Annotated in this window: 11 protein-coding genes and 3 tRNA genes; 9 read left to right on the top strand and 5 right to left on the bottom strand. The window is 71.7% G+C overall.

Annotation, left to right across the window (positions count from 1 at the left end):
• Window positions 1–228 precede the first annotated feature (228 nt).
• The 8 genes from IF67_RS0125140 (at window position 229) to IF67_RS0125105 (ending at window position 5081) form a co-directional block, all read left to right on the top strand.
• Entirely contained in the window at window positions 229–549 is a 321-nt protein-coding gene (locus IF67_RS0125140) for a histone-like nucleoid-structuring protein Lsr2 (protein WP_030086195.1), read from the top strand.
• Between the two features lie 119 nt (window positions 550–668).
• A tRNA-Gly gene (locus IF67_RS0125135) sits at window positions 669–740 on the top strand.
• Between the two features lie 73 nt (window positions 741–813).
• Window positions 814–886: transfer RNA gene (locus IF67_RS0125130), tRNA-Gly, on the top strand.
• A 177-nt stretch (window positions 887–1063) separates the two neighbouring features.
• Window positions 1064–2140, top strand: coding sequence for an ABC transporter ATP-binding protein (locus tag IF67_RS0125125; RefSeq protein ID WP_030989300.1), 1077 nt, complete (start codon window positions 1064–1066; stop codon window positions 2138–2140).
• Between the two features lie 47 nt (window positions 2141–2187).
• Complete coding sequence (locus tag IF67_RS0125120) at window positions 2188–2955, top strand: ABC transporter permease (RefSeq protein ID WP_324608895.1); 768 nt, start codon at window positions 2188–2190, stop codon at window positions 2953–2955.
• Window positions 2928–4265 (top strand): sensor histidine kinase, encoded by a 1338-nt coding sequence (locus IF67_RS0125115; protein WP_234341318.1) that lies wholly within the window; start codon window positions 2928–2930, stop codon window positions 4263–4265. Before IF67_RS0125120 ends, IF67_RS0125115 begins: the two co-directional genes overlap by 28 nt.
• Before the next feature lie 84 nt (window positions 4266–4349).
• Window positions 4350–4955 carry a response regulator transcription factor gene (locus IF67_RS0125110; RefSeq protein WP_030989295.1) on the top strand — a complete coding sequence of 202 codons (606 nt, stop codon included), beginning with the start codon at window positions 4350–4352 and terminating at the stop codon, window positions 4953–4955.
• Between the two features lie 53 nt (window positions 4956–5008).
• Window positions 5009–5081, top strand: a tRNA-Gly gene (locus tag IF67_RS0125105).
• Between the two features lie 129 nt (window positions 5082–5210).
• Here IF67_RS0125105 and IF67_RS0125100 read toward each other — a convergent pair.
• The 4 genes from IF67_RS0125100 to purD all read right to left on the bottom strand — a co-directional run bounded on the left by IF67_RS0125100 (window position 5211) and on the right by purD (window position 11767).
• A complete protein-coding gene (locus IF67_RS0125100) occupies window positions 5211–6110 on the bottom strand; it encodes a phosphoribosylaminoimidazolesuccinocarboxamide synthase (RefSeq protein ID WP_030989294.1) in 900 nt (299 codons plus the stop codon).
• Window positions 6111–6415: 305 nt separating this feature from the next.
• Complete coding sequence (locus tag IF67_RS0125095) at window positions 6416–7897, bottom strand: N,N-dimethylformamidase beta subunit family domain-containing protein (RefSeq protein WP_030989292.1); 1482 nt, start codon at window positions 7895–7897, stop codon at window positions 6416–6418.
• Between the two features lie 246 nt (window positions 7898–8143).
• On the bottom strand, window positions 8144–10012 hold the full coding sequence (locus IF67_RS0125090; RefSeq protein ID WP_234341316.1) for a hypothetical protein: 1869 nt from the start codon (window positions 10010–10012) through the stop codon (window positions 8144–8146).
• A gap of 480 nt (window positions 10013–10492) precedes the next feature.
• On the bottom strand, window positions 10493–11767 hold the full coding sequence (purD, locus tag IF67_RS0125085; RefSeq protein WP_030989286.1) for a phosphoribosylamine--glycine ligase: 1275 nt from the start codon (window positions 11765–11767) through the stop codon (window positions 10493–10495).
• Window positions 11768–12061: 294 nt separating this feature from the next.
• Here purD and IF67_RS0125080 point away from each other — a divergent pair, with 294 nt between their 5' ends.
• Complete coding sequence (locus IF67_RS0125080; RefSeq protein ID WP_030989284.1) at window positions 12062–12826, top strand: SLATT domain-containing protein; 765 nt, start codon at window positions 12062–12064, stop codon at window positions 12824–12826.
• Window positions 12827–13060: 234 nt separating this feature from the next.
• On the opposite strand, the gene IF67_RS0125075 is transcribed toward IF67_RS0125080, so the two are convergent.
• The gene (locus tag IF67_RS0125075) at window positions 13061–13711 is read right to left on the bottom strand and encodes a hypothetical protein (RefSeq protein ID WP_030989283.1); all 651 of its coding nucleotides are present in this window, start codon (window positions 13709–13711) and stop codon (window positions 13061–13063) included.
• Window positions 13712–13782: the final 71 nt, after the last annotated feature.

The raw sequence follows: 13782 nt of genomic DNA, 5'->3' as shown, positions 1-13782 counted from the left end.
TATCCAGGGGGGCCGATCACGGGACGGTATCGGCAGGAGTGCAGCTCAGGAAAAATTCTCGAAAAGATCCGGGGTCCGGATTGCGGGAAGACACGCTGACGAAATTAACTGGGCTTCACAATGCAATGCCCATCGCTGTACAAATGAAAAAGCATTGATCCCAATCAGCCGGATCCGGAGCATCACCCCATGTCAACAAGGGGTTGCTCCCCGAAAGGACCGATATCCGTGGCGCAGCGCGTAGTAGTAACGCTCTCCGATGACATCGACGGAGGAGAAGCCGCAGAGACGGTCACCTTCGGATTGGACGGGAAGTCGTACGAGATCGACCTCAATCCAGCCAATGCGAAGAAACTGCGCGGCGCCCTCGCTCCGTTCGTCGAGGCCGGCCGCAAGCGGGCCAAGTCCGGCAAGGCCTACCACCGGACCGCGGTGAACCCCGACCCCGCGGCCGTCCGTGCCTGGGCCCGCTCCAACCAGATGGACGTCCCCCCGCGCGGCCGGATCCCCAAGAAGGTCTACGAAGCCTTCAACGCCGCCAATCACTAACCGACTTACCGGCGTCCCCCGGCCCGGGCACAGCCGACTTGCACAGCACCCCTACTGATCAGCTAGAGTCTGGAGCACGCCGAGGGGCGAGGCCGAAAGGCCGGACCTCACGGAGTCACGCGGGTGTAGCTCAGTAGTAGAGCGCCCTCTTTCCAAGAGGGAGGCGCAGTGTGCAATCCCTGTCACCCGCTCTGACAGCTCGACCGGTCATTGGATCAGGTACAGTAGCTGTCGCGCCGCTCGGTGAAAGCCGAGTGGATGCCTGCGGACGTAGCTCAGTTGGTAGAGCGCAACCTTGCCAAGGTTGAGGTCGCGAGTTCGAGCCTCGTCGTCCGCTCAGAAAGAGAAGGCCCCGGTCATTGCGACCGGGGCCTTCTTCATTTTCCGCGACGCCACTCCGGATCCTCCTGCCTCTCCCCTCCCTTCCCTTCCGGCGTTGGCAACTGACATTTGTCATCGGCTGCGATGACAGTCCGCACTGCCCGGAACCTTGATCCGCCGAAACGCTGGACTCATGAACATCGGGGAGAAAACCATCGCGGATGCCGGCCGCGGCGTCGCCGGGAGCAGCGGCTCCGGCATCGGTGTGATCGAAGTCACCGAACTCCGCAGGCGCTACGGCGCCGCCGGGCGACGCGCCGAAGAGGGGCAGGAGCGAGGCGGGCGCGGGGGCAGGCGCGGTGAGCGCGGAGCGCGGAGCCGGCCCGGCGCGCGGGAGAGCTATGAGGCCGTGCGCGGTATCGACTTCTCCGTCGACCGGGGCGAGCTGTTCGCGCTGCTGGGGACCAATGGCGCGGGCAAGACCTCCACTCTCGAACTGCTGGAGGGTCTGGCCGCGCCCACCGCCGGGCGGGTCCGGGTCCTCGGCCATGATCCATTCCGTGAGCGGGGCAGGGTGCGGCCCCGTATCGGAGTCATGCTCCAGGAGGGCGGCTTTCCCTCCGAGCTGACGCCCGCGGAGACCCTGCGGATGTGGGCGGGGTGCACCACCGGGGCGCGCCCGGTCGATGAAGCCCTCGCCCTCGTGAGGCTGGACCGGCGCAGGGATGTCCGGGTCAAGCAGCTGTCCGGGGGTGAGCGTCGGCGGCTGGACCTCGCCCTCGCGCTGCTGGGGCGGCCCGAGGTGCTGTTCCTGGACGAGCCGACGACGGGGCTGGACACCGAAGCGCGCCGGGCCACCTGGGAGTTGGTCCGCGAGCTGCGGGACTCCGGGACCACGATCGTGCTGACCACGCACTACCTCGAAGAAGCAGAGGAGCTGGCGGACCGGCTGGCGATCTTGCACAACGGGCGGATAGCAGCAGCGGGACATGTCGCGGATGTGGTCGCCGCGCATCCCTCGCACCTCTCCTTCGAGCTGCCCGACGGATTCCATCTCGGCGATCTTCCGCCGCTGGGGGAACTGGGCGTCATCGGCCATGAGACGCGCGGGCGCACGATCCGGCTGCGGACGGACGAACTACAGCGGACCGCGACCGGAGTGCTGCTCTGGGCGCAGGACAAGGGGATAACGCTGCGCGGCCTGGACGTCAGATCCGCGTCCCTGGAAGAGGCATTTCTGCACATCGCAAAGGGGCTGGAGAACACATGAGTGCAAGTACGAGCCAAGCTGTCAGCAATGAGCGGCCGAAAATTCCCGTGGAAACGCGCACTGTGGGCCGTCTACTCTCCCTGGGGCGAGCCGAGTTGACGCTTCTCGGCCGCAACAAGACCGCGCTGTACACGTCGCTGATCATCCCGATTGTCATGGCGTTCGCCATGCAGCGGGCGGTCAGCTCGATGAACCTGGCCGGCAGGGGACTGTCGCTCGGAACGGTGCTGTTGCCCGGCACTCTCGGCTGCGTTCTGGTCTTTTCCGTCTACTCCAACCTCACCGCCGCCTATGTCGCCCGGCGCGAGGAACTCGTGCTCAAACGGCTGCGCACCGGAGAGCTGCGGGATCTGGAAATACTGACCGGCACCGCGCTCCCCTCGGTACTGCTGGGGCTGGCCCAGTGCGCGCTCCTCGTCGTCGTCGGCAGTCCGGCGCTGGGCACCGGTCTGCCCACCGCGCCGCATCTCCTGATCCCCGGAATGCTGCTGGGCATGGTCGTGGTGATCGGGCTCGCCGCGGCATCCTCGGCCTTCGCGAAGTCGGCCGAGTCCGCTCAGCTGACCGTGCTGCCCTTCATGCTGGTGTCGCTGGCCGGGTCCGGGATGATGGTTCCGCTGGACGTCCTTCCGAAGAACGTCGCCGCGTTCCTCGAAATCCTCCCGCTGTCGCCCGCGATGGAGCTGATACGGGCCGGCTGGACCGGAGGCGGGGGCGTCAAGCAGACGCTGGGGCAGCTGATTACCGGCTTGGCCTGGAGCGGGCTCGCGCTGTTTGCTGTGCAGCGATGGTTCCGGTGGGAGCCGCGGCGCTAGCAACGCAGGGCTATCGGCACGACGGGGGCGAGCAGCGCATGATCGGACGGCTACGGGCGGCCTGGCAGCGGCGGGGCCAGGTGGGCATGGTCGACGCGTACTTCCGCTGGACTCTGTACGTCCTCCCCTGGCTTCCCGTGTTCGGTGGGGTGGCGCCCGTTATGGGCAACACAGGGGGGAGGCCGTTGCCGGTCGCTCTGGCCACTGTCGCCGTTGTTCTGAATGTGGTGCAGGGCGTACTGGCCGTACCGCTGTTGAACCGGGCTCTGGACCATTATCTGAAGCTGGGGGCGACACCGCGTGGCCTGCTGGTCGTCTCGGGTGTGCTGACCCTCGCCGCCGAAACCGCGCTGTTCGCGCTGGTCGTGGTCAAGGGGATGGCCGACAAGGAGAGCCTGGGCGCGCTGGCCTTGGCGATAGCCGCGGCCCTCACACCGTTCTTCATGGCGCACAGCCTGGTGGTGTCCAAACGGAGTTTTCTGGGGACGCTGGCCGGCGCCGTGGCGGGGCTCCTGCTGCTCGCCCTGCTCACGGGTTTCTGGCTGGGTTCGCTGGTGCTGGCGACCATGGTGGTCTTCGCCGGTGTGTGGAGCCTCGGGATAGCGCGGCCCACGGGCTGGCTGCTCGGTGTGATCCGGAAGCTGGATGCGGCGCGCAGCATCGAGACACGGCTCGCGGTGGCCGAGGAACGGCTGCGGTTCGGCCGCGATCTGCACGATGTCATGGGCCGGAATCTGGCGGTGATCGCCCTGAAGAGCGAGCTGGCGGTCCAGCTGGCCCGGCGGGAGCGGCCGGAGGCCGCGGAGCAGATGGTGGAGGTGCAGCGGATCGCCCAGGAGTCCCAGCGGGAGGTACGGGAGGTGGTGCGTGGTTACCGGAGGGCCGACCTACAGGCGGAGTTGGCCGGGGCCCGCTCCATCCTGCGGGCGGCCGGGGTGGACTGCCGTATCGAGGGCGAGGAGGAGACGCAGCTGCCGCCCGAGGTGGAGTCGGCGCTCGGCTGGGTCGTACGCGAAGGCACCACGAACGTCCTGCGGCATGCCGCCGAGGTGCGGCGCTGTGCGGTGCGGACACGGATCGATGGGCACCGCTCGGTGCTCGTGATGACCATGGAGAACGACGGCGTCACCCACCCGTCGCCCGCCGCCGGCACCGGCTCGCTCCCCGGAAGCGGCCTCAAGGGACTGCGGGAACGGCTCCACCCCCTGGGCGGCACCCTGTCCTCGGGCCCGGTCCTGAACGGTTCCTACCGTCTGACCGTCGAACTCCCCATGGGAGCGGCGACGGGGTCGGGGCCAGGGAGTGAGTAGGGGCGAGGGGGTAATCGGCTCGGTGCAGGGGTTCGCGGTGGCTGGAGAGGTGGGTGGCGGGTGAGCGACGGGGTGCAGGGCGGCATGATCCGGGTGTTGCTCGCGGATGACGAGCATCTGATCCGGGGAGCGCTGGCGGCGTTGTTGTCGCTGGAGGACGATCTGCTGGTGGTGGCCGAGGCGGCATCGGGGCCGGAGGCGCGGGCGATGGCCCGGGCGCACGGACCGGATGTGGCGGTGCTGGATCTACAGATGCCGGGGGCGGACGGTGTGGCGGTGGCCACATCGTTGCGGGGCGAGGTGCCGGGGTGCCAGTCCATGATCGTGACGAGTCATGGGCGGCCGGGGCATCTGAAGCGGGCGCTGGAGGCCGGGGTACGGGGGTTTGTGCCGAAGACGGTGTCGGCGCAGCGGCTGGCGGAGATCATACGTACGGTCCATGCCGGAAACCGTTATGTGGACACGGAGTTGGCGGCGGACGCCATCAGCGCCGGGGAGTCGCCGCTGACGGTCCGGGAGGCGGAGGTGCTGGAATGCGCCGAGGACGGGGCGCCGGTCACGGAGATCGCGGAGCGGGCGTCACTGTCGCCGGGGACGGTACGGAACTACCTCTCGTCGGCGACCGCGAAGCTGGGCGCGGAGAACCGTCACGCCGCGGCGCGCCTCGCCCGCGAGCGAGGTTGGCTATAGTGGTGCCCGCACCGCGCCGCGGCGACTGATTTCAGAAGCTGTGCACGGAGCATGCGGACGTAGCTCAGTTGGTAGAGCGCAACCTTGCCAAGGTTGAGGTCGCGAGTTCGAGCCTCGTCGTCCGCTCAGAAAGAGAAGGCCCCGGTCGGGAGTGATGCCGACCGGGGCCTTTTCGTGTGCGGGGGCGCCGCGCCGGGGCGCCCGGCCCGGAGGCCGGTGCTCCGGCCCGGGTGCGCACCCGGGCCGGAGGAGGGGTCACGACCAGCGCAGGCCCGTGAGGCGCTCGTAGGCCTCGACGTACTTGGCGCGAGTGCTCTCGACGATCTCGTGCGGGAGGGCGGGCGGCGGCAGCTCGCCCGTACGGTCCCAGTCCGCGGCCGGGGAGGTCAGCCAGTCGCGGACGAATTGCTTGTCGAAGGACGGCTGGGCGCGGCCCGGCTGCCACAGGTCGGCGGGCCAGAAGCGCGAGGAGTCGGGCGTCAGGACCTCGTCGGCCAGGGTCAGCTGCTCACCGTCGAAGCCGAACTCGAACTTGGTGTCCGCCAGGATGACGCCGCGCTCGCGGGCGATGTCGCGGGCCCGGCCGTAGACGGCGAGGGTCGTCTGCCGCAGTTGGGCGGCGACCTCGGGGCCGACCTGGTGGGCAACCTCCTCGTAGGAGACGTTCTCGTCGTGGTCGCCGACGGCGGCCTTGGTGGCCGGGGTGAAGATCGGCGCGGGGAGCTCGGAGCCGTCGACCAGGCCTTCGGGGAGGGCCAGCCCGCAGACCGTACGGGTCTGCCGGTATTCGGCGAGGCCGGAGCCGGTGAGGTAACCGCGGGCCACACACTCGACGGGGACCATCCGCAGCGACTTGCAGACCAGGGTGCGGCCCGCCCAGTCGGCGGGGGCGCCGGCCGGGACATCCGTGGAGATGACGTGGTGCGGGACCAGGTCGGTGAGCTGCTCGAACCACCACAGGGACAGCTGGGTGAGGATGCGGCCCTTTTCGGGAATCTCGGTGGGCAGCACCCAGTCGTAGACGGAGGTGCGGTCGCTGGCGACCATGATCAGATCGCCGGCGGCGTTCTGGTAGAGGTCGCGCACCTTGCCGGTGTGCAGGTGGGTGAGCCCGGGAACCTCCACCGGCTCAGGCATTTCTACAAAACCGGGCACGCTTCCTCCGCGTAGGTTGATCCAGGAGTCGTCTCGATTCTCCCTTACGCGGGCCGGTGGTGACGGACGGGGGCCGGGTGCACCGCTGGAGGCGTGCGTCAGGCGGTGGGCCGGGTGCCCCGGAGGGCGATCAGCACGAGGGTGGCCGCGGCCCCAACTACGCGCTGACCCCGCACGTCTGGCTGACGAGCGGCGCGGCGGTTACGGAACGGACCGGCGAGTGCGACGCGGCGGTTACGGGCGGACGGGCGCCGCGCACCGGTTACGTACAGACGGGCGGGGCGACCAAGAGCAGACGGCCGGCCTCAGTCGCGTTTGCAGATGCGGTCGAGGAGGTTGGCGGTGGCGCGTTGGACGCGTTCGTCGACATGGCCGGGGCGGTCGAGGGCGGGGGACCAGGCGAAGGTGCCGGAGGCGAAGACCCAGGCGCCGCTGGGGGCGCGGTAGAGGGAGGTCTCCTGATGGCGGCGGGCGCCTTCGCTGTCGCGGTAGGGGGAGTGGGCGAGCAGGATGCGTTCGGTGTGCTCGGGGAGGTTGGTGCGCGGGAAGTAGCGGTCGGCCTCGCCGGCGACCAGGCCGGGGAGCTCGTCGCCTTCGTGGGCACCGGTGGCGTCCCACAGCCAGTGCTCGCCGTTGCGGACGACCAAGGGGGCCGGTTCGGGGACCCGGCCGGCGTACTGGATGCCCATCAGCCGTTGTTCGGGGTTGCCCAGCTCCCGCCAGAGCGCGGGGCGCCCAGGGCCCTGGCGCTTACGGCAGTGCAGCAGGGACTCCGCGCCCGAGGGGGTCGGGGAGAGTTCGACCTGCCAGTACATGGTGTTGGCGGAGAGGAAGACGAGGGAAGTGCCGTTGTCGCGGGCGTGCTCGACCGTACGGCGCATGGGCACCGACCAGTACTCGTCGTGGCCGGGGAAGACCAGGCCGCGGTAGCGGGACGGGTCGACGCGGCCGGCGTGCAGATCGCGGGCGTCGGCATAGGCGAGGTCGTAGCCGTAGCGCTCGGCCCAGCGGATGAAGTCGTAGGCATGGCCGACATGGAGGGGCAGTCCCGCGCCGGCGTAGGGGCGGTCGAAGGAGACGGTGGTGGCGGCGTCCCCTTCGCCGAGCAGGGCGCCCTTTTCGTCCCAGGCGTGGTAGAGGCTGGCGCCGGTCCGGCCGTCCTCCGGGTAGAGGTTGTAGGCCTGCCAGGTGATGTCCGGCAGCAGCAGGAGGAGGTCGGCGGGCTGGTTGTCGCGGACCGTGAAGGGGATGTGGGAGCGGTAGCGGCCGTCGGCGGTGGTGAGCACGGCGACATACGCCCCGAGCTGCCAGTACGTGGGGACCTGGAGGCGCCAGGACAGCCACCAGTGGTGGCAGGAGGCCGTGCGGTCGGCCGTCAGCGGGGGCGGCTGGACGATGCCGGCCAGCCGGGGGCTGTTGGTGATCTTGGAGGCGCCGGCGCCCGCGTAATGGCCGATGCGGTAGATGTCGATGTTGAACGGCTGGGGCGGATCGACCGAGACACGGAAGTCGATGGCCTCGCCGGGCGCCACCGCGCCCGGGCCGGCGAAGCCCTTGATCTGGCGGTGCACGTCATCGGCGGTACGCGGGCCGTTGTGCTTGCTGGGGGCGGGCACCCGCAGATCGCCCTGGGCGACGGCGGGGTCGACGTACCAGGGAATGATGCGGCCGGAGTCGAAGTAGTTCTCGCTGCCGCGCAGCCAGGGCAGCGGGCCCTGCCCGAACGGGTCCGTGACCGCGTGGGCGAGCGCGCCCGACTCCCAGCGCCTGATCTGATCCGTCGCCACCTTCCACTCCCCTCCCGCATCCCCGTTCGGCCGCGGCCGATCGGGCCGGTGCTGCGCCCGGTCGGGCTAACCCGGCCGGCCATTCCCCAGCACATCACATTACGCACTCACTTCGTCACCCTTCGTCGTGAATTTAGAGGGCGCCACCCCCGAAATGCGAACTGGAAGGGAACATTCAGCCGGTGGTGCGGGAGGTCCGGGGCGTCCGCCCCGGCCCCCGCTCGGCGGATAAGTGCGGCTTACCGGTCATACCAGCCGGACCGGCTTCTCGGGGCGTACGCCCACCGTTGTCAGCCATCCGCGGAGCGGCTCCGCGTCGCCGTCGTCGACCAGGCTGAGCACCGGACGGCCGAGGTCGGCCCGGCGGGCGCCGTCGACCAGCAACGCCGGGCCGTCGAGCCAGTCCAGGCCGGGGGCGGCACCGGCGGTGTCGACGGCGGCACAGCAGACCATGGCGGTGACGTGGTCGGCGAGGAGTTCACGGCCCGTACGGGGCGGTTGCAGCGGGAACAGCGGCAGACCGCCCTCGGCCACCATGCCGTCGCCCCAGGCCACGCCGACGGTGGCGTCCTGCGCCGAGCCGCCGCGGGCGGCCTGCCGGGCGGCCTCCTCGCGTTCCTCGCGCTCGACCTCCGCGCCCAGCCGGGCGGCGACCAGATCGCCCGCCCGCTCGTCCTGGGCGAGCCGGTCGATGACGCGGGCCAGCGTCGGGCCCGGGGCCGGTGCGGCCGGCCGGTCGTCGGGCCGGCCGGCCGAGGGCGCGCCACCGGGCCGGCCGCCGGCGGGGTGGTGGTGGTCCACAGGCGACCGGTCTGCGGGTGTACGGGGGGAGGAGCGGGCGTACGAGAGGTGCGGGGCGGAGGCGGGGTCCGGGGCGGGGGCCGCCGGCGTCGGCGGGGCCGCCGGGAGCGCGGTCGCCGGGAGCGCGGTCGCCGGGAGGTTGTCGAGGACGCGGTGGAGGCGGGCGGCCTCCAGGCGCCATTTCCGGTCCACGACCTCTTCCGGGTACTGGCCCCAGGCGACCGGCGACCAGTCGGGGCCCGGCTCGGCCGGGCCGCCGTGGAAGAGGCGGGCGGCCAGCAGGGAGGCGGCGCGGTCGATGGCGCCGGGCTCCTCCAGGAGGTCACAGGCGGGGCGCTCGCCGAGGCGGGAGGCGAAGCCGTTGGCGAGGCGGTCGCGGCGGGAGAGTTCGGTGAGCGCGGAGACCACTCCGGCGTCCAGCCGGGACGGCCAGCGGCCCATCCGCCAGGCGGGCAGCGCGACCCGGGTCAGCAGCCGGTCCCAGCCCGCGTAGGCGAGGCCGACCTGCTCCTGGGCGACGATCCGCAGGCCGTAGTCGACGGTCTGGGCACGCTCGGAGGCGGCGGCCGCCACGGCACGTTCCATGATCGTGGCGTGTTCGCGGCCGGCCCGCAGCAGCAGTCGGGCGACCCGGCCGACGAAGCGGAGCGGGAGTGCGCGCAACGGGCCCCGGGCGCGGGCCGCGACGGCGACGGCGGCATCCAGGCCGCGGATGAAGCGGCGGGCGGCGGCTATGTCGGGGTGGGCGGACGGGCCGGTGCCGGCGACGACGGGGGCCAGCAGGGCGCGCAGCTCGGCGACCCGCATCCACCACAGGAAGGGGGAGCCGATGACCAGGACCGGCGCCTCGGGCGTGCGGCGTGCTGCACCGCGGGCCGCTGCCGTGCCGCGGCGCGGCGGGCCGTGGGCGCGGTGCGTGCGGTCCTCCAGCCAGCTGTCGCAGTCCGGGGTGAGCGCTATGGCCGAGGGCGCGGGGACATCGAGGCGGTCGGCGAGATCGCGGACGAGGCGGTAGAGATCGGGGGCCGACTTCTCGGAGATCGGCACGGACGGGCTGAGCGCGGGTCTGGCGCGCGCGACGACGAGGGCGACCAGCGCGGCCAGGAGCAAGCTGAGCACCGCGAGAGAGCCGGCGATCCAGCGGGCGAGGTCCCAGCCGGTACCCGCGCCGAGATGGCCGCTCGCCCGGCCGGCGAACAGCACCACGGCCACGGCCGCCGGCAGCAGTGCGACGGCCAGTGCGGTGCTGCGGATACGCAGCACGGCGAGGGCGCGGGCACGCGCCGCCAGGACGCCTGTTTCCGGACTTGCCACGAGCCTGTACACCCCCTGCTGTCCTGATGGAGCCGGACGGAGAGAACACGGGACGGACGTACGAGAAGTGCGCGGTGTGCGGAGCGAGGGCGCTCCACCACCACTGTGGCACCGGCCACTGACATCGCAATGCCGGTGAGCCACTTGCCGGACGCCGCCGTGGCAACCGTGCCGGGTTCCGGCCCGGCGGCCACAGGACGCTTGCGCGGCACCCTAGTTGGGGGTGCGGGCCTCGTCAGCCGTATACCTGGTGCGGTCACTCGATGGAATGGCTTTGGGGAAAGCCGGGAACTTGTGGCGGGCAGGCGTGGGCGGTGGACGCCTCGGCCCGGTCTGCACCGGAAGGACAGGGGAATATGTCACCGTATGTGGCATATGCCCCTGGAGAGATGTCACAGACCGGAGCGGTCGCGCCGTGCGCGTCCGCACGTGCTGCGCGCGACGGGCCCTGTCCGGCGGAGGAGCAGGGCCCGACAGGTCCTACGCGCCCTGCTCCTCCGCCGCCGCGTCCGCGACCTTGGCGGCGATGTCGGTGCGGTGCTGCGAGCCGTCCAGCGAGATCCGGCCGACGGCGCGGTAGGCGCGCTGCCGGGCGGTGGTGAGGTCGGAGCCGGTGGCGGTGACGGACAGCACCCGGCCGCCCGCGCTGAGCACCGCGCCGGCCGCGTCGCGCTGGGTACCGGCGTGCAGGACGTACGCCTTGGGGCCGTCCTCCTCCGCGACGTCGGCGAGCCCGTCGATCGGGTCACCGGTGCGCGGGGTGTCCGGGTAGTTGTGGGAGGCGATGACGACGGTGACCGCCGCGCCGTCGCTCCAGCGCAGCGGCGGGAGGGCGGCGAGCGTGCCGGTGGCCGCGGCGAGCAGCAGTCCGGCGAGCGGGGTCTTGAGGCGGGCCAGCACGACCTGGGTCTCCGGGTCGCCGAAGCGCGCGTTGAACTCGATCACGCGCACCCCGCGGGAGGTGATCGCCAGGCCCGCGTAGAGCAGCCCGGAGAAGGGGGTGCCGCGGCGGCGCAGCTCGTCGACGGTGGGCTGGAGGACGGTGTCCATCACCTCGTCGACCAGCTTGGGGTCGGCCCAGGGCAGCGGGCTGTACGCACCCATGCCGCCCGTGTTGGGGCCCTGGTCGCCGTCGTAGGCGCGCTTGAAGTCCTGGGCGGGCTGGAGCGGGACGACGGTCTCGCCGTCGGTGATCGCGAAGAGGGAGACCTCGGGTCCGTCGAGGAACTCCTCGATGACCACGCGGTCGCAGGCCAGCGCGTGCGCACGGGCCTCGTCGACGTCCTCGGTGACCACGACGCCCTTGCCGGCCGCCAGGCCGTCGTCCTTGACGACGTACGGCGGGCCGAAGGCGTCGAGGGCCACGTCGACCTCGGCCGGGGTGGTGCAGACGTAGCTGCGGGCGGTGGGGACGGCCGCGGCGGCCATCACGTCCTTGGCGAAGGCCTTGGACCCCTCCAGCTGGGCGGCCTGGGCCGAGGGGCCGAAGACCGGGATGCCGCGGTCGCGCACGGCGTCCGCGACGCCCGCCACCAGCGGGGCCTCGGGTCCGACGATGACCAGATCGGCCGCCAGGCCGGCGGCGAGTTCGGCGACGGCCGTGCCGTCGAGGGCATTGACCCCGTGCAATTCGGCCACCTCGGCGATGCCGGCGTTGCCGGGAGCGCAGTGCAGCGCGGTGACGTCGGGGTCGAGGGACAGAGAGCGGCACAGGGCGTGTTCGCGGGCGCCGCCGCCGATGACGAGGACCTTCACGGTGGCAGCCTAGACGAGAGCGCCGGGCGGCCGGACGTCGGCCGGGTCCGGGCGGCGGACGGGCCCGGGGCGGCTGGAAACCGCGCGTCGCCGCGGTGGCAACTCTTTCGGGTGAGATCCCGGGTGGCCTTATATCCGATCCCGCACCACTTCCGGGCGGAAAGGGCGTGATCGTGGGGCCGACGCCAGCCGTTCGGCGGTAGGAAGGGAGCGGTGCGCAACGGCCGTCTCGTACGTCACACGTCACGCATGCACCGCACGTATCCGTGGAGAGCACAGAGAGGGAGTGCACGGGTGAGTCATCCGGAGATGCAGCCCGAGGGGCCCCCTCGGGAGGGCGGCAGCCCCACTCGGGAGAGCGGCAGCCGGGGCCGCGGCCGGAGGGATCTCGCGGGGCGGGTCTTTCCGCTCGGTGACTGGGGGGAACCGGCCGACCGCCTGGACGCGCTCTATCTCTGGACCGAGCAGGGCGCACTGCGCGCCGCCGACTGGTATCTGCGCGGGCGGCTGGCCAAGCGCCGCGGCGCGCGGGCGCTGCGGCTGGGAGTCGCGGCCGGGGTGACGGTGGGCGGGGTGCTTCCGCTGCTGGATCTGGCCGGGGTCTGGGAGGGCGGGGCGCCCTGGGGCGCTCTGTCGCTGCTGCTGGCGGCGGTGTGCGTGGGCTGCGACCGGTATTTCGGGGTGACCGCCGGCTGGATGCGGGACCTGGCGACCGCCCAGGCGATTCACCGGCGGCTGGAGGCGCTTCAGTTCGACTGGGCGGTGGAGAGCGTGCGCGAGGTGCTCGGGCCTGCCGAGGGCACGGCGGGCGAGGCCGCGGAGCGCTGTCTGGGGGTGCTGCGGCGGTTCAACGAGGACCTCGGGGAGCTGGTGCGGGCCGAGACGGCGGACTGGATGGCGGAGTTCCGGTCCGGTCCGGTGCCGCAGGGCACGCAGTCGGTGGTGCCGTGGGCGGCGGCGCGGCAGGAGGGTGCGGGGCAGCCGGGACGGTTCGCGCTGCCGCCGCCCGGTGCCCGCCCGAACATGCCGCGGCAGCGGCCGCCGGAGTCCCCGCGCTGATGCTTGGGGTGCTTCCCACGTTTTCGGCTGCGGCGCCGTGGTGGTTTCTCGCCGTTGCGCCTGCGGCGGGCCGGGTCCGCTGCGCGGGGCTGTGGGTGCGGTGACGGGCCGGTAGGGCCGGTGTGGGTGACCTCAAGCGAAGCAGTCCCCCACACCGGCCCCACCGGCCCGTCACCTCCCGTGGTGGGTGGGATGTGGGCAGTGGGTGGAAACGGTGCGTGGTGGGATCCAGGGTCAGCTGAAGACGATCATGGAGCCCTGGCCCAGGCTTCGGGTGGCGGCCGCATGCAGGCCGAGCCACACGTGCCGCTCCCTGGCGAACGGGCTGTCGTCCAGGGGCACCGCGCCCGCCCGCTCCTCCAGAGAGGTGGGGCCGGCCGGCGGCGCGGGGGCGGCCGGCGGATTGGCCGGATCGATACCGAGGGATGGCGCAACCAGTTCGAGATCGCGCAGCAGGCCGTGCGAGGAGCCCAGCGGGCCGCCGCCCTCCAGCAGTTGCTCGTTGGCGAGCGGATGCGGGAAGTCGACCGGGACGTACGCGCCCGCGTGGTCGTAGTGCCACACCAGATGGGACTGCTGCGCGGTGGCCTCGAACATCTCCAGCAACTGCTCGTAGTCGCCGCCCAGTTCGTCGACGGGCGTCACTTCCAGGTTGCACAGCCGCAGCAGGTAGGCGCGGCGCAGGAAGTGCAGGGCGTCGTAGTCGAAGCCGGCGACCGGGGCGACGTCACCGGACAGGCCGGGCATGTAGCTGAAGACCGGGACCGGTGGCAGGCCCGCTTCCGTCAGGGCCTCGTCGTAGGCGGCGATCTCTTCGGAGAACGGGTTGTCGGGGCTGTGGCACAGCACATCGACGAGGGGTACCAGCCACAGGTCACATGCCACGAGTGCGGTCTCGCTTCCGGTCGGGAACAGGGACACCGGCGCACGTACAGCTACGGGTACGGCCCATTACG

This window comes from Streptomyces sp. NRRL S-1813, assembly GCF_000719605.1.
In the GTDB taxonomy this organism is placed as follows: Bacteria; Actinomycetota; Actinomycetes; order Streptomycetales; family Streptomycetaceae; genus Streptomyces; species Streptomyces decoyicus.
Note: the sequence above shows the minus strand (reverse complement) of the source record. Positions and strands in the feature narration are given on the sequence as shown.

Excerpts from the sequence above, each read along its gene's own strand:
- IF67_RS0125125 (WP_030989300.1), top strand. The coding sequence starts at position 1,064 with ATGAACATCGGGGAGAAAACCATCGCGGATGCCGGCCGCGGCGTCGCC.
- IF67_RS0125115 (WP_234341318.1), top strand. The coding sequence starts at position 2,928 with ATGGTTCCGGTGGGAGCCGCGGCGCTAGCAACGCAGGGCTATCGGCAC.
- IF67_RS0125110 (WP_030989295.1), top strand. The coding sequence starts at position 4,350 with ATGATCCGGGTGTTGCTCGCGGATGACGAGCATCTGATCCGGGGAGCG.